The sequence below is a fragment of the Reticulibacter mediterranei genome (genome assembly GCF_016587455.1).
On the sequence record NZ_BNJK01000001.1, the window covers coordinates 6,346,053 to 6,362,632 of the forward strand.

The 16,580-nt window shown below is 50.7% G+C and carries 13 protein-coding genes and 1 tRNA gene; 8 read left to right on the forward strand and 6 right to left on the reverse strand.

The genetic code is table 11. From position 1 onward, the window contains the following. Nucleotides 1-13 precede the first annotated feature (13 nt). From K3T83_RS27510 to K3T83_RS27530, 5 genes are all read left to right on the forward strand, one after another. Nucleotides 14-298, forward strand: a complete 285-nt coding sequence (locus K3T83_RS27510) for a hypothetical protein (protein ID WP_220206118.1) — start codon at nt 14-16, stop codon at nt 296-298. A 545-nt stretch (nt 299-843) separates the two neighbouring features. Continuing rightward, entirely contained in the window at nt 844-2,130 is a 1,287-nt protein-coding gene (locus tag K3T83_RS27515) for a rolling circle replication-associated protein (RefSeq protein WP_220206119.1), read from the forward strand. A 48-nt stretch (nt 2,131-2,178) separates the two neighbouring features. After that, the gene (locus K3T83_RS27520) at nt 2,179-2,358 is read left to right on the forward strand and encodes a hypothetical protein (protein ID WP_220206120.1); all 180 of its coding nucleotides are present in this window, start codon (nt 2,179-2,181) and stop codon (nt 2,356-2,358) included. Further along, complete coding sequence (locus K3T83_RS27525) at nt 2,358-4,205, forward strand: recombinase family protein (RefSeq protein WP_220206121.1); 1,848 nt, start codon at nt 2,358-2,360, stop codon at nt 4,203-4,205. The genes K3T83_RS27520 and K3T83_RS27525 overlap by 1 nt, the downstream gene beginning before the upstream one ends. A gap of 316 nt (nt 4,206-4,521) precedes the next feature. Continuing rightward, complete coding sequence (locus K3T83_RS27530) at nt 4,522-5,532, forward strand: LacI family DNA-binding transcriptional regulator (protein ID WP_220206122.1); 1,011 nt, start codon at nt 4,522-4,524, stop codon at nt 5,530-5,532. Between the two features lie 293 nt (nt 5,533-5,825). Here K3T83_RS27530 and K3T83_RS27535 read toward each other — a convergent pair. Both K3T83_RS27535 and K3T83_RS27540 read right to left on the reverse strand, forming a co-directional pair. Beyond that, nucleotides 5,826-5,899: transfer RNA gene (locus K3T83_RS27535), tRNA-Asp, on the reverse strand. Between the two features lie 176 nt (nt 5,900-6,075). Then, on the reverse strand, nt 6,076-7,956 hold the full coding sequence (locus tag K3T83_RS27540; RefSeq protein ID WP_220206123.1) for a hypothetical protein: 1,881 nt from the start codon (nt 7,954-7,956) through the stop codon (nt 6,076-6,078). Between the two features lie 544 nt (nt 7,957-8,500). Here K3T83_RS27540 and K3T83_RS27545 point away from each other — a divergent pair. From K3T83_RS27545 to K3T83_RS27555, 3 genes are all read left to right on the forward strand, one after another. Beyond that, nucleotides 8,501-10,939, forward strand: coding sequence for a glycoside hydrolase family 94 protein (locus K3T83_RS27545; RefSeq protein ID WP_220206124.1), 2,439 nt, complete (start codon nt 8,501-8,503; stop codon nt 10,937-10,939). A 140-nt stretch (nt 10,940-11,079) separates the two neighbouring features. Next, on the forward strand, nt 11,080-11,796 hold the full coding sequence (locus tag K3T83_RS27550) for a hypothetical protein (RefSeq protein ID WP_220206125.1): 717 nt from the start codon (nt 11,080-11,082) through the stop codon (nt 11,794-11,796). Nucleotides 11,797-11,885: 89 nt separating this feature from the next. Continuing rightward, a complete protein-coding gene (locus K3T83_RS27555; RefSeq protein WP_220206126.1) occupies nt 11,886-12,419 on the forward strand; it encodes an NYN domain-containing protein in 534 nt (177 codons plus the stop codon). 57 nt (nt 12,420-12,476) lie between these two features. Here the strand turns inward: K3T83_RS27555 and K3T83_RS27560 are convergent, their stop codons facing one another. The 4 genes from K3T83_RS27560 to K3T83_RS27575 form a co-directional block, all read right to left on the reverse strand. Then, nucleotides 12,477-13,265, reverse strand: a complete 789-nt coding sequence (locus K3T83_RS27560) for a polyprenol monophosphomannose synthase (protein ID WP_220206127.1) — start codon at nt 13,263-13,265, stop codon at nt 12,477-12,479. Beyond that, on the reverse strand, nt 13,262-14,335 hold the full coding sequence (locus K3T83_RS27565) for a lysylphosphatidylglycerol synthase transmembrane domain-containing protein (RefSeq protein WP_220206128.1): 1,074 nt from the start codon (nt 14,333-14,335) through the stop codon (nt 13,262-13,264). Before K3T83_RS27565 ends, K3T83_RS27560 begins: the two co-directional genes overlap by 4 nt. A 15-nt stretch (nt 14,336-14,350) precedes the next feature. Continuing rightward, nucleotides 14,351-15,373, reverse strand: a complete 1,023-nt coding sequence (locus K3T83_RS27570; RefSeq protein WP_236065137.1) for a decaprenyl-phosphate phosphoribosyltransferase — start codon at nt 15,371-15,373, stop codon at nt 14,351-14,353. Between the two features lie 146 nt (nt 15,374-15,519). Then, nucleotides 15,520-16,212 (reverse strand): Crp/Fnr family transcriptional regulator, encoded by a 693-nt coding sequence (locus K3T83_RS27575; RefSeq protein WP_220206130.1) that lies wholly within the window; start codon nt 16,210-16,212, stop codon nt 15,520-15,522. Between the last annotated feature and the right edge of the window lie 368 nt (nt 16,213-16,580).

Below are 16,580 nucleotides of genomic sequence, written 5' to 3' on the forward strand. Positions count from 1 at the left end.
GGAGGCGTCGTTTATGCTCAACGTGGGTATGAGGGTTCGTATTCTGCTGCCGTTTGCGGATGGAGTGTATAGAGAGGGGGTTATTGTTGAGTATTGCGCTGATTGCGAGTGGCCCTGGCATGTGTTACCAGATGGGTGGGAGGAAGGGGTTGATTATGCTGAGGAGGAGCTAGCACCTGTGCGACCTGAGCCAGTTGAAATAAGTGCGTTATGGGGTGAACTTTGGAACGAGGAGAAGCGTTGTAGAGCAATTCGTTGGGGTGGCGTACCTGTTGCGGACGAGGGGCGCTTGCCCTAATGACGTACCTCACCACACCCCCCATCTCTCGCCCAATGTGGAGGTGCAACGACTGTGGGTGTTTGCCTGGGTGGAGTGGTTGGGCCTCTCTCCCGGTGGCGGGTGCGCTTGTACGCGGCGGTGGGGTAGGGGCCCCGCCGAACGACGTACAAGCGCCGGGGCCTTCCCTTGACCCTTATAAGAACATATCACACAAGTACTGTTAATACATTATCGTGAACCTCTCTTGACAAGGCCAATGATGAGGAGGCACGAGCCGCAGAGGAGAAATGACATCGTAATTCTCTCGAAGAAACCAGGAAAATCATGGATGGAGTAAATAATTGGTCGTAGTAGTGCAGGTGTAAGAAGTGTTCCAGCAATTGTGGTAACTAAAATGAGGACTGAAATAGCGATAAGAGAGACTCCGGTGATAATGAGCTTGCGGTAAGGTGGATCAGAGCGCATATATATCACCTCAATGTCGAATAATAACGGTTACGTGCAGTAAAGTATAACAGGTTCAGCTTTCATAAAGCAAGGTAGAAAGAGGGGGAATAGTGCCTATGGAAAATGAAGTAGCATTGAAGCAGGATCGGCGATTATGGCGGGTGCCAACACTGGAAGAGCAGGCAGATACAGCGGAAAAGCATGGGGTGGATACGCTGCTCTACTGTCGGGATCGCTGGGCGGTACGGCACTGGTGGGTACATAAGGAAACAGGTGAGAAGCAACGGGCGCGGTGCAATCGGTGGGAGTGTACCTATTGTGGGCCGCGCAAGGTGGATTTGTGGCGGCAACTGGTCAAGCAAGCCGAACCAACGTTGTTTTTGACGCTCACGAAAGCTGGCAAGACGGTCGAAGAGGCTGCGCGTGCGCTCACCACGTTTGTGCAGGCATTGCGTCGGGGATCAAAAGGGAGAGGGCCGAACCGTGTAGGGGCGCGTCCGGCCTATCCTGTGGAGTATTTTGCAGTGCTAGAGGAACATGCGAACTTTCAGGAGAACGGGTTTCACTGGCATCTGCTGATTAAGGGCGTGGATCATATCCCGTATGATGAGGTGATTGTGCCGCTGTGGACCTCGGCGGTGTTCGGCAAGGATCGCCAGCACTTACGCAAGGTCTACGAAAAAGATGGGGAAGAGGTGCGAGAGGAGCGGTATGGATGGGTCGAGCGGATACGCAATCAGCGAGCTATTGGGTATGTGACCAAATATCTCACGAAAGCTGTGGGAACAGGTCGGCGTGGTGTGAAGCAGGTCAAGCATAAGCAGCTTCAAGCAGTGCTTGACCCGATTGGTGATGGGGGTTATGAGTATCGAGCGCGTGTGGATGAGCAGGGGGACGTGGTGACGGAGATAACGGAACATGTGAAAGAGGTGGTCAGTAAGGCGCATCGCGTTCGCTACTCGCGTCAATTCTTCCCAGAAAGTGTGGCAGAGATGCGCAAACGGCTCTTCGCTGGCCTGGAAGGGGCATCAGAACAGGGTGATGACAAGCCAATAGAGGAAAATGTGGAGCAAGAAGAGGAGGGGTCGCCCTGGCAACTGATGGAAATGCAAGAAGAGGAGGTCAATATTGAAATTTATGAACAACAGCGATCTATGCAACTGTTGAGTGAGATAGATGAGGCGGGAGAAGATGATCTTGTGAAAGTGGATCAACTGAAGCGTGAGGCGCTGGCAACGGTGTCGGAAGAGGTTCGGGAACTGAAGAGGGATGTGTACCGACAACGAAAGCGGCGGCGCTTGTTAGAAGTGCTTGAGGATATGAATGAGGGTCGCTGTTTCTTATCCAGGCGCGTGATTAACATCTGGTGTTATCAGCGTCAATACGCTCGGCGTGCTGCCTGATGGATGAAGTAGCGTCTTTTCACTTTATAGAAAACAAGGAGGTGGCCTATGGTTGAGAGAAGTGTAGTGTTTGTTCAGCCGGTACAGGTGACGGGTAATGTTGGTAGAAAAGGGAATGGTTCGTGTACTGATAAATTGCCTATAGAAGTGGTTGCACTTTTAGATGTGTTTGCTCGTATAGAGGTTCGTCGTCGGGCAAAGTTGGCTACTGAAGGGAAGGTGGTTTAATGGCTCGACAAAAGAAGCATAATAATCGTGTTTATCAGTTGGTGGGTGAGCCTGCTCCTGGTAGTATTATTGTTGGTTATGTTCGCTATAGTTCTGATATGCAGGACGCGTATACCCTTGCAACGCAGGAACGTGTGATTACTGAATTTGCAGAAAAGCGCGGTTGGGCGATTGCTCGTTGGTATGAGGAACCTGCGCATAGCGCAAAGTATGAGGATGTCGAGAAACGTCCTGTTTTCGCGCAATTGCTTCGTGATGCTGATGCAAAGAAGTTTCAGGGTGTGTTGTGCTATTCAAACAATCGTTGGGCGCGTAATGTCACGTTATCCACTTCATCTATTGCACGTTTGCGCCGCGCTAAAATTTGGTGGGCTACAGCCGACGGGCAGTTTGATATTGACCGTATTCAGGAAGACGCAGGTAGCATCATCCACACGATTGACTCTCAAATGAGTGAGGCATATGTACGTCAGCTTTCTAAGCGTACAATTGATGGCAAAGAGGATCGTGCTCGTGAGGGGTATCATAATGGTTGGGTTCCCTTTGGGTATCTTCCTCCTGAATATCCTGCGCCTCCTCCAAATGCAACTTCAACGTGGAAGCCTCCGCGTATGCCTGTTCGCCCTGACCCGGTGACGTTTCCAGCGCTGGTGCGCATTGGGGAGCTGGCGGCGCAAGGCTGGACAGATCGGGCGATTGCTGATGAGTTAGAGGGGTATATGTCCCGTACGTCTCGCTTTGGTGAGCGTAAGCTGACGAAAGATACGGTGGCGGCTATACGGCGTTCCTGGTTCCCGCGTGAGTTTGCTCCTGGCAGTGGTCACGGTACGATTGATACGCCTTCTGGTGAACTGGTCGAGGGGAAACATCAGGCTGCATGGCCCTATGAATTGTGGCAACGTATTGTCGAGGCGAAAGCGAGTAAGTATCGGCGTCCACGAAAAGATGCGCAAAAACGACCACATGAGTTCAGTCGCATCATTGTTTGTGCTGCATGTCGGCGTCCTTTGCGGGTATCGTTTGGACATAATGCAGTACCTTACTACCGTGATACGAGCGTTGAGCGCAAGTTGCCATGTTCAATACAGGGAAGCTTTTCTGTGAGAAGCAATTTCGTTGTGGCACAGTTTGGGGAGGTGTTGAGAGCTGTGGAATTGCCTGTTGAATGGCGTGAGGAGATTGGTAAGCGGTGTAATGCTGTGGCAGCAGCTGGCGATACTGAGGGGCAGCGTATACAGCAACGTCGAAAAGATTTAGAAGCAGAGCAAAAGAGAGTACTAACGCTCTTTACGAAAGGATACATTACTGAGGATGAGTTGGATCAACAGATGGGGCGCATGCGCGCAGAGTTGTTTGCTTTGCCGGTCGTAGTGGCTCAGGATACGCAGGAGGTGGTACAGGAAGCGCTTTCGATGGGCGAAACGTTGGGGCATATGGCCGATTACTGGAATGAAGCTATGCCAGAGGAGAGGCGTGATATTGTCTGGTCGTTGTTGAAGGTAGAGGGGTTGATCTATGATCTTGAACGGCAAGCCATTATTGGACTGTTGCCCCGTGATGGGGTGTTGGTAGTGTTGGCTATGGGGTTGGAAGCAACAAGGATGTGGGAACAACGTGACGGCGGGTTGTGGTTGCGTGAAGAGTACTGGCCTCCACGTGTTCAGGTTGGCCCTCGTGTACCGCCTCCACAAAAGCCAAGTATGACACCTGCGCAACAAGAGAGAGCGATTATGCTTATTCGGCAAGGGATGTCTCTGCGAGAGGTGGCGAAACTGTTTGATACCTCGTATCAATCGGTCTATCGTTTGGTGAAGAAAGCAAAGTTGTTTGTAGAGCGGCCTGAGTAGTAAAATAAAAAAGCACCTGAGTTCTACAACTCAGGTGTCATACTGGTATACCTTCGGAACTGACGAGTGGCTGGTATGCCTAAGTGCAGAGAGATTGCCCTTCCTCCGGGCCTGTCTATCATGGCCTCGTACATTTCTGATAGTCTCTCCTGATTTCTGTTTGTCTTGTCACCTAGCACTTCTTGTTGATGCAATAATTGATCTCTCCCTTCACACCGCTTGCATATTTGTATTCGTTTCGGTTACACTTCAATCTGAAGTTCCTCCGCAAGTTGAGTATCAGTCAATATATCAAAATGAGGTTCAAGGAAGATCTATGACGACGATTTACGATATTGCAAAGGCTGCGGGAGTGACAGCGACGACTGTTTCTAACGTGCTTTCTGGCAAAGGATCGGTCGGTGCGGCCACCAAAGCACGGGTTCTCAAATATGTCCAAGAACTCGATTATCAGCCTAACCTCATTGCACGCAGTTTGATTAAGGGACGTACTGGCGTTATTGGCCTAGTCGTGGGTGATATGAACAATCCGTTCTATGCTGAGACGACAGCCGCTGTTGAACGCTTGGCCTACACCGCTGGTTTACGCGTCTTTACTACGACCTTCTCTGGAGAAGATCAGGTGGGACAGAAGCTGCTCGAAGATCTCATTTTACGGCAAGTGGATGGCATCCTGGTCACTTCTGGTAGTTGGAGTGAGCAACAAACCATTCGCTCGGTGTCCGCCATGCAGCTTCCTATTGTGTATTGTTTCTGGGAAGGTACACAGCCCACTTCCTTGCTCTCTATTGCCCTTGACTTCAAGCAAGGTGGGTTCTTGGCAGGGCAACATCTGCTCTCGCTAGGGCATCGACGGGTGGGTGTGATTACCTGTTTCGATAGTGAAGGAAATGATGCTCATGGTATTCGTGTCGCCGGTCTTCAAACCGCGCTCTCCCAGCACGGTCTTCTCCTTGACTCTACACTGTTGCTGAATGGACAGTCTTCGATGGAAGGCGGGAAAGTAGCGGCCTATAAACTGCTTACACATCCTGATCCACCGACCGCCATCTTTGCTACTACCGATGCAATGGCTATTGGGGCGATGACAGCCGCCTGGGAACTTGGTTTGCAGATCCCACGTGATCTCTCTGTTGTCGGACTCGATGATATTTCGCTGGCAAAATATGTGGTGCCATCCTTAACCACCATCACTATCGATAGAGTGGCCGTCTTATCGCACGCTATCAAATTACTGCTGGACTCTATTGACGGCCAGCAAGTCACCTCGCCGCCCCCTTTTTCCGTTTCTCTTGTCATACGTGGCTCAACTGGTCGATGTCCTTGAGAGCTTATTTGGCAACCGATTGCTTTTGCAATGGGTGAGGAGATTGCTTGCTCAGAAGCTATATCATGATGTGGTAGTTGGCAGTCGAAAAGGCTGATACGGCCCTTTGAGGGTGAAAACAAAATGGAGCGGGATTCTCTTCACGTATCTATTTGTTGGTGATTTGGGTGTAAAAAAGGATGAAAACGCATCTAATGGTTTGTGAAGAAAGCAAAGACTGAGGCGCGGTCTGCTGAGTAGTAAAAAAGCACCTGAGTTCTACAACTCAGGTGTTACGCTGGTGCGTCTTAGGACGGAACCGACGGGATTTGAACCCGCGATCTCCTGCGTGACAGGCAGGCATGTTAGACCACTACACCACGGCTCCTGATGGCGCTTTTTACCACGCCTTACGAGAGAGAATGATACCAGACTCTCCTCATCCTGTCAAGCCTTTTTATGACGAAATTTGTTCAGGAAATAAGTCAGGCTCCATCCTTCTACTACTTGATAGAGGGATGGAGCCTGACTCAGAGGTGGTTACGTTTCTCCTTGTTTGTCTGACTACTGGTTTGTAGTGGTAGCCACAACGGTTGGTGTAGCCGTCGCATCGTTGGTCGTCGTTGTGGCGGTTACAGTTGGCGTTGTGGTTGTTGTCTGGGTATTCCCGTTGTTCGTTGTAGTGGTAGCCGCAACGGTTGGCGTAACGGCGACATTATTGTTCGTCGTCGTGGTCGCCTGGTTGGCCGTCAGCGTCACAGTTCCCGTTGCGCCATTTGCTGTAATCGCGCCACAGCCAACGATCTGATTGCCATCGGTGATTGCCAGGAACCAGTTCGTCGGCAAGGTATTTCCCTGCACATTGCGGATCAGCGCAAAGGCATTGATATTGCCCTGGCGATCAGTTGTCTCCTTTTGTGAAAGGACCGGTTTGCCGGTGCAACTGTCAGGCGAGACTGTAACCGTGACCTGTTTGCGTGCATTATTCGGATAATTGAGCTTCATCACCAGGACAGTGCTATGGCTCTGCGTATACAATTTCACGGTCGCTGAACCTTTGACAACATTTGTTGTCGGCGTGGTCGTGGTTGCCGTTGGGACCGGGGTATTGTTCGCGAAAGTTGCAGCGGTCACGACCCCATCGGCACCCGTTGTCAGCGTGATGGGGTTCTGGATTTTGAGCAGGCCGACGCAGTTGATGCCATCAGCGCTCAGGCTAGATGCCAATCGGCTTGCCAGGAAGGTAAAGAGATTGTTAGCTGCTCCGGGATCGGGAGAAGGCTGGTTCTGGAAGGCCTGCATATTAGCCTGTAAGCGTGGCATACCAACATTGATCAAATTGGTGCAGTACGTGGCAGTATCGGCATCGCGGAGGTTGCGTACAGTTGGTTGGTCAACACCAGCACGGTAGGCGTTCGTCTTTCCGATATCCAGTTTGCCGTTGTTGAGAACCATCGGGTCGCCAGCAGGGATCAGAGCTACCGGTGCTGCCTGATGTGCCGCTGCCTGCAACTCATCCAGTGGCAGAGCAGAGACGAGAGTATTGTTATCGGTCAGATCAGGAGCCTGCCAGGATTTGCAGCCGAGGGCAGGATCAAGGAAGCGGGTGAGCAGGGCATTATCGCTTGGATTGCTGATAACGTTCGGGTTATTGAGCTTTGCTTTATTAGCCGCTGAGAACTGGGCCGTCTGGCCGTTAGCTGTCACCAGGTATTGCGTCTGCACATTGTCGCTCTGGTCCATATCAACAACGAAGAAGTCGCGCGATGTGGGACAGTCTTTGCCATCGTTAGCTGTTCCCAGAGCCGGAACCGTTATTTTGCCAGCTTTGATCGCTGCGTTGGCTACCTGGAAGAAGGCTGGAGCATTACAGTAGGCGAACTGTCCAAAGACGCTGCCACCTGTGCCGTTGACACAGTTTCCCGATGCCCCTCCTCGAATGTTGAAGTGGTGGTTGCGTGCGCGGTGAGATTTCACCAGCGTCAGGTTGTTGGCATTGTAGCCAAACCAGATACCTACAACGGCATTCCTGGGCAAGTTAGGAACGACGGGCTGGACTGCTGGTTTGGTTCCCTGGTCAACTACCAGTGGAGCATAGATCGATATTTTGCCAGTTGCAGGATCGATGATCGCCGCCTGAACAAAGGCCGATTGGTTGGCGTTGGCCTCATGGCAGGCTCCCTGCTTGGGATCGGTCGCAGCCAGTTGATAGGGTGTTGCTAACCCTTGCGCGGTCAATGGATTGTTAGGAATGACAAGCGAACAATCCGGGTTGTCTTCCTGAGCAGCGTGTGAGGCGAACTGAGTCGAGAGGAATACGCCTCCGGCTATCAGGGCAAGTATCACCGGGATGCTAATGCCGATAAGGAGAAGCGGGGAGAAGCGACGCTTTTTGCTCGAAGGCCCTTCGAGCGCCGTCACAGGGTCGCGTGGTTTCGTGAGCATGTCTAGTTCCTCTAATCTTTACAAATTTTTGCGCTGCTTGTGCAGTGTGTAGCGCTGGCGACCTGTTCTTCAAACATACGATCATCGGGTAGAAAAGACAGGCCACTTTTCATTGACGCAGTTAAGATGTTCCATCAAGGTTCGCTAACCAGCCATCCTATCAGGATGTACAAAGGTGAAATATGTTGCTGCGTTCTGGGTCGAGATCGAAAATATTTTCTGAACACAGGTATACCATACTTTTTGCCTCATCCTTGCTGGATTCTTTCTCTACTACTCGAAAAGTACTAATGTGTAGTTGAGAAATCTCAACCACACAAATTTTTGAATGGTAAATACTGGCTATATAAGTAAAAATAAAGCTGGTTATACGTATAGGGCTGTTTTGGTACTCTCGGGGAGAGTATCAACGGATTGCGTGACGAAAAAGAGAGCAAATAGTGATAAAAATGTGACGCCTGTTAGAAACAGACAATGCTTGAAAGCAGTAAAAAGAAGTCCTATAATTAAGAAGACCTAAGTAAAATGGAATGGAGCATAAAACATGAAATTTGGCTATTTCGATGACAGTAATAAAGAGTATGTCATCACTACTCCGCAAACTCCCTATCCCTGGATCAACTATCTTGGCTCCGAGAACTTCTTCTCCCTGGTTTCACATACCGCCGGTGGATATTCTTTCTATAAAGATGCACGGTTCAGACGCATTACCCGCTATAGATATAATAATACGCCTCTCGATAGTGGGGGGCGCTATTTTTATATCAACGATCAGGGCGATTGCTGGACCCCCGGTTGGCTGCCTATGAAGCAGGAGCTTGCAAAGTACGAGTGCAGACATGGTCTGGGCTATAGCCGCATCTACGGCGAAAGAAACGGCGTTGGCGCTGAAGTACTCTTTCTTGTTCCGCTGCATGCCGACTGCGAAATACAAAGAGTCAAGCTGATCAATACGACTGACGCGCAAAAAGACATCACGCTCTTCTCCTGTGTTGAGTTCTGCCTCTGGAATGCGCTGGATGATATGACCAACTTTCAGAGAAATTTTAGTACTGGAGAGGTTGAGATAGAGGGTTCTACTATCTACCATAAAACTGAGTATCGGGAGAGAAGGAACCACTACGCTTTTTACCATGTCAACGCAGATGTGGCGGGATATGATACCGATAGAGAGAGTTTTATCGGGGTGTATAACGGATTTGACACACCTCAGGTCGTGTTGCGGGGCGAATCAACGAATTCGCAAGCGATGGGCTGGTCTCCTATTGGCTCTCACAGCCTTGCCGTCTCGTTGGAGCCGGGCGAGACAAAAGAGTATATCTTTGTGCTGGGCTACATCGAAATGCCTGAGCAGGAAAAATGGCAGGCACCAGGAGTAATCAATAAGCAAAGAGCTTCTGCTGTGATCGAACAGTTCAAGGACGCGGAAAGCGTGAACACAGCCTTGAGTGCCTTGCAAGAGCGCTGGAATGATCTGTTGTCGCGCTATAGTGTGCAAACGGGCGATGAAAAGCTCAACAGGATGGTGAATATCTGGAACCAATATCAATGTATGGTGACATTTAACCTTTCGAGAAGTGCCTCCTACTTTGAGTCCGGCATTGGTAGAGGGATTGGCTTCAGAGATTCCAACCAGGATATTCTCGGCTTTGTGCATCAGGTGCCAGATCGGGCGAGAGAGAGAATACTGGATCTCGCCGCGACACAATTTGAGGACGGCAGCGCCTATCATCAATATCAGCCCTTAACGAAAAAGGGCAATAGCGATATCGGTGGCAACTTCAACGATGATCCTCTGTGGCTGATTTTGTCAACCACCGCATATATCAAAGAGACAGGCGATGTGGGCATTCTGGATGAAATCGTCTCTTTTGATAATAACCCGGACAAAAAAGCGAGCCTGTTCCAGCATCTCAAAGCCTCCTTCTACCACGTCGTCAACAATCTGGGGCCACACGGCCTGCCCCTTATTGGGAGAGCCGACTGGAACGACTGCCTGAACCTCAACTGCTTCTCAAAAGTTCCCGACGAATCGTTCCAGACTACGACCAGCAAAGATGGGAAAGTGGCGGAGTCGGTGCTGATCGCTGGTATGTTTGTCTTTATTGGCAGCGAATTTGTTCAGCTCTGTGAGTATCTGGGCCTGAACGAAGAGGCAGAGGCGGCTCGTCGCCATAGAGATTCCATGCAGGAGACCGTGTTAAAGTATGGCTACGATGGTAACTGGTTCCTGCGTGCCTACGACGATGCAGGCGACAAAGTGGGCAGCCGCGAGAATGCGGAGGGGAAAATTTTTATCGAGACGCAGGGTTTTTGTGTCATGGCCGGTATCGGCCTCGAAACGGGCGAGGCGCAAAAAGCACTGGATTCGGTGAAAGAGCATCTGGATACCCCGCATGGTATCGTACTGCTGCAACCCGCCTATACTCGCTACTATGAAAACCTCGGCGAGATATCGACCTACCCGCCCGGCTTCAAGGAAAATGCAGGCATCTTTTGTCATAACAATCCCTGGATTATGATTGCCGAAACACAACTGGGCAGGGGCGAGAGAGCCTTTGAATATTACGCGAAGATCGCTCCCGCCTATACTGAGGAGATCAGCGAGATTCATAAAATGGAGCCATATGTCTATGCACAGATGATTGCTGGCAAAGACACTCCGAAGCATGGAGAGGCCAAGAATTCCTGGTTGACCGGTACCGCAGCATGGAATTTCATCGCCATCAGCCAGTGGATTCTGGGGATCAAGCCAGGATATACTGGCCTTGTTGTTGATCCCTGCATCCCGTCCGCATGGGATGACTTTGCAGTCCAGAGATCGTATAGAGGCACAACCTACCAGATTACCGTGAAGAATCCCCAACATGTTTCAAAAGGGATAAAAGATGTGATTGTAGATGGAAAAAGCATCGATGGAAATGTGTTGCCTGCTTTCGATGATGGGCAAGAACATCGTGTTGAAGTGATCCTGGGGAAATAGAGGCGAAAGAGTATCAGGGAAGCAGATGAATTCGCTTCCCTGGTATACATTTAATACACGATGATGTCAGGTGCGGTATAATGGAGAAGCACAGTTAGGTGCGGGATTTGCTGGTTACTCGGAATGGAAGGGTGAGCGATATGGCAGCACAACAACCCGAAGTTTCTCTCTCCCCGTCCATAAAGGATGAGGCGCGTAGCATTGCTTGTGTGATCTGTCAGGCTGTCTATGTACCCTCGCTGCGGCATGAGCATCTCTTGCTGGCTCCTGCTGCCCTGGAGTCGGCGTTTATGGGGATGTGCCATTTTTGCTTTCGCTGTCGCCGTCCCGCCTGTCCCGAATGCTGGGATGATGTACATGGCGTCTGTGGTCGTTGTGGAAGCGAGAGCCAGTTGCCTTTCCGCCGCGACGTTGCTCCATTGAGTTCGCAACTCGTTACCGCATCCCGACAAGCACAACTGGAGCGGGAGACGGCGGCATTGTTGCCCGTTGCGCCTCTTGTTTGTATTACCCCGGGCCCGTTTCGCCGTGTACTTATTGAGCAGCGCGCGACGGCTCCCATTCCGGCAATAGTGCAGAGCATGGTCAGCAGGCCGGGGTGGAGAGGGACAACCCAGACCATCCCAGCAGTCAAGATCGATGAGATGCGAACACGGCCAGAGGCAAAGAGCAGGCGGGCCAGCAGTTTTCGACGGATTGCTTCGACTCTATTGAGTATCGTGCTGGTGATGCTTATTTTGCTTATTGTGGCCGCATCTATTTCTGAAAATATAAACATATTTATTGCCAGTACTCTTCACGTTGACATTCGCGCCGAGATAGCGTATCTTTGGCAACTAATTACACAGCTATTTTAACGAAATTGCCTGGTTCTGTTGAGTTATGATTATGGGTGTGGAGGAGCAGAACCCATCTCATTTCCTGTATGATTGAAGAGGTTGGTGTTATGGATATCCTGGTGGATGGTTACAATGTAATTAAAAATAATATGATGTTTCATGCTCTGGAGATCAAAAATCTGGCGAACGCACGCGATTTATTGATACGACAACTAAAGAATCGCTATCGTCATAGCGAGCATAGGATCATTGTGGTCTTTGATGGTGATGGCAAGCGAGAGCAGGTGTATCATGAGGATCATATTCGGATTATCTTTTCGCAACATGGCGAGACAGCTGACGCGGTGATCGTGCGCCTGGCAACGCAAGCGCGACAAGCAGGTAGACGTGTAGAAATGTATAGCGATGACGCAGAAATCTGCGAGAACGTCCAGCAGCAAGGAGGCAGCACGCGCACAACAGGGTTATTAACACAGCAGTTGACCAGGGGACCACATGACATGGTGACGAGAGTAATGCACCGACAGGCCATGCGCAAGATGTACGGTATTGATCCTATGTATAAGGGTGACGACGAAGAAGAGATTACTCCTCATCCTGGCAAGAAGCAGGGAAAGAAGAAATCTCGCCGTCGGCGATAGGGCTGGCAAGCTGGCAGCAGACATTTGCCATACCCTCCGCCATATCTCCATGCAGCCTTATTTCTGTGCGACTGACGAGACTTTCTCCACTGAATCACTTGCAGGGGCAGGAGCCTCTTGATGGTTGGACACCTTCTGTGTGTTGTGAGATGAGCCAAAGCGCGTCTGAAGGACATAGGTAAATGCCTCGAAGAAGATTTTCTTGGACATTTTTGATTTGCCCTCGCGCCTGTCCTCAAAGATGATAGGCGTCTCCACTATTCTATATCCACGTTGCAGCACCCGATAGGCCATCTCCACCTGGAAGCCATAGCCCTGTGTCTGAACGGTTTCCAGGCCGATATTTTCCAGTACTTCGCGTCGATAGCAGCGGTAGCCTGCGGTGCAGTCCTGTATGGGCATGCCCAACATAAAGCGAACAAAAATATTGCCGCCACCACTGATAAAACGGCGGAAGAGGGACCAGTTAGCCGTGCTGCCACCTTGAATATAGCGGGAGCCAATTACCAGATCGGCATCCTCGATCTTGCTGAGAAAATCGGGCAAATAGCGTGGATCGTGCGAGAAGTCCGCATCCATTTCAAATGCGGCATCATATTTGTGCTCGATTGCGTATTTAAACCCCGCAATATACGCCGTGCCGAGGCCAAGTTTACCGGCGCGGTGCAAGACCTGGATACGCGAATCCTGCTCGTGGAGATCGTCGGCGAGTTGACCGGTCCCATCGGGTGAGTTGTCATCAACGATGAGAATATCTGTTTTGGGAGCATTCGAGAAAATCGCCTCTACGAGAGAAGGGAGATTCTCTTTTTCATTATAAGTAGGAATGATGATTAACGTTTTCATACAGTTGTTTCTCCAGTGTGTGCCGACGACGGTGTGAGGGCCGCCGTGCGTTCGTCCAGGGGCGATATGTGAGCATGTTGCTTTGCCGCCTCTCGATCATCCCCCTCAATTGGTGTGGCGTCAATGCCCGGAAAAGCGCGGAAGAGAAGGACTGCACCGACTCCGACGAGGAGACCAAACCAGAGGGTGCAGAGTCGGATCAACAGTGTTGCCGCGCCTCCTAGAGTAGCTGACGTTGATACTAAGAGCCGAGTTAATCCTAACATACTCCCATCGGCGGTCCCCAAACCTCCAGGTAGGCCAGAGGCCGAGCCGATCAACGATGAGACGGCCAGAATAAACATCGTCTTGATAAAGAGATCGAGGCCACCTGCCACTCCGAGGCCGTGATATACGAAGTAGAGGGCCACGCATTCTCCCGACCAGGAGATCAGGCCGATAGTGATCGCCAGTAACAATGGTTGCCATTGCAGAAGTATGTAAGAACTCTCGTAAAATGCACGCAGCCAGTGTGCTGCTCGTGCGATTCCTCGAATACGTTCACCTCGTTCTAAGAGAGCGAGGGAAAGCGTCCGGTTTTGAATCAGGATGATACCTGTTACACCAAGAACTAGCAGGACGAGTAACGGTTCCCAACCAAAGCGGTAGAGTAACAGCCCCATCGATGCCAGACCGAGCATTGCGATCCCGTCAGTGAGTCGCTCTGCAACAATGATTGGCGAGGTTTGGCTGATGGGCACCCCCGTCGTACGTTTAAGAAAATAAGACTTGAGTAGTTCTCCCACCTTGCCAGGCGTAATAGCCATCGAGAGTCCTGATAAAAAGATCAGCAGACTTCTGCCGATGGGGAGATGAATCTGTAGCCGTTTTAAATAATACTGCCACTTCACGAAGCGTCCGCCGTAATTGAAGGCGGTGAAACCCAGGATGAGCGGCAGATATTCCCAGCGGAAATGAGCCAGTGCAGCGAGCATACGCGGGGCGTCTGCATAGAAGGCGATGCCTGTCATGACTACAAAGGCCAGTACTAGCGAAAAAGCTATGCCGGAACGAATTTTACGCGTTAGCAACAACTACAGGCTCCATTAATCAGGTAATAGATAGAGAACAGCGATGACCGCTATAACACAAATCAAAACGGTTGCGAGGATATGTCGGTCACGCAGTAGGACTTCTTCTGGACTTCCGCCCTCCTTTTTCATATATACAAGGTACATATACCGAAATATGCCATAAAGGACGCAGGGGACGGTGATCAGCAAACGATGATTGCCGGTTGATCCCTGGATAGTATAGAGGCTATAGGCCATTACAGTTGCGGCAACGACAACCGTGATCATCTGATCGAGCATAGGAATACTATACTCTTGCAGAATACGGCGGTGATGGCTGGCCTCACCCTGAAGTAGAACCAGTTCGTTGCGCCGTTTCCCCAATGCCAGAAAGAGGGAGAGCAAACAGGCGACCATCAAAAGCCAGGGTGAGACGCGAACTGGGATGGCAACCGTACCACCCAGGGTGCGCAGGACGAAACCGCTGGCTATGATGAAGACATCGATCAGCACCACATGCTTTAAGTTGATGCTATACAGGACCATGAGTAAGAGATAGGCAATAATCGAGAGGGCAAAGAGGACATTGCCGCCGCCGAGCGAGGCGTAAATATCCGGTTCCGTTCCCTGCTTGACAAGCGGTAACTGGAAAAGCATGAGCGTCAACGCAGTGCAGGCCAGGATCAGTATCCCCATTGCGACGATAGCCCAGGAGATGGGTAGTCGTCCCGAAGCCAACGGGCGCAACCGCTTGACTGGATGTTGCTTGTCTTTTTCCAGGTCCAGTATATCGTTAAGCAGATAGATACTGCTGGAAGCGAGGCAGAAAGCCACGAATGCCAGTGCTGTGCGTTCAAAAGCAGCAACATTAAACAATTGTTGCGAAAAGATGAGGCCTACAAAGACGGCAAAGTTTTTGGGCCATTGCCTGGGGCGTAATTCGGAAAACAGGGCCAGAAATCTGTCCCAGATTCCTTGTCTGGTCAGATCAGGTGTAGCAGGAGGATTGGGATTGTTCTCTTGTGCTGCTTGCTGGTTATTTTGCGATGTAACCACTTTCTCCAAGAAGACCTCATTCCTTACAAAGCAATACACTATGATATACCCGATGTACTTCTGGCATACTTCTGATTTAATTTGGGAACGTACCGTCCCGATAGGGGGTAACAGGGAACCCAAAAGTCCAGGTTGGCGTGCCAGAACTAATAAATGCGCCGTTTCAGATCGTTCAGCTTATGGACGGTGACGCGATGCTTATCTGTACTGATAAAGCCCTTATCGGTGAAATATCCCAACACTTTATTAACGCTTTCGCGCGATGCACCCACCATTGAGGCCAGTTCGGATTGGGTGAGGCGCATATCGATCAATGTGCCGCCGCCAGGCTGTTGCACACCATGTGTCCCTGCCAACTCTAACAGCTTCTTCGCTACTCGACCGTATACATCCAGGAAGATAAGATCTTCAACCTGCTGATCGGTGTTGCGCAAGCGTTTGGAAAGCACCTCTAATACCTGAATGGCAATTTTGGGGTTGCGCATAATGGAGCTATGAAAGTCGCTTCGTTGCAGCGTGTAGCACTCAACTCTCTCCAGCGCGATCACGTCGGCGGAGCGCCCCAGGCCGTCCAGAAGAGATAGTTCACCAAAACATTCGCCTTTGCCTAAGACCACAAGCGAGATTTCCTGACCGTCGGGACTGATGAGGCAAATTTTGACTTTACCTTCTTTGATGACGTACAATACCTGTCCAGGGTCGTCACGATGAAAGATCACTTCCCCTGAACGGAATGCGCGGCGCTTGACAACGCTTGCCAACTCCTGGATGTCGTCATCGCTCAGCCCGGCAAAAAGGTGAACCTGTTTCAGGTATGTGGACTCGTTATCTGCCTCCATCGTCTTTTTCCTTTATCATTTGCGTGAACATATTTACTTAGGTGTCGCCATCATAGCATAACACTTCTCTACATGCAATTGGTGGGAATGTACGCAGGGCTTTTCAGTTCTCCGCTCAAAGGGGGGCAGGGGTCTCCCTGCCGGGGTCTGGGGTGTCCCCAGTTTCCTTCCCTCCTTCGCGCGCCGCCTGCGGCGGCGCGCAAAAGAGAAGAAAAAAGGTTTTTGCGGGGACACCCCGCACCCTGGCAAAGGGCTGCCGCCCTCTGCACTCCTGCTAGATGGGAGAATTGGAAAGCCCTGAATGTACGGATCAGGTCATAGACGAGAAAAAGGACAGGTGAGCAGGCTCTATGGTGGTTCTCCCCGCT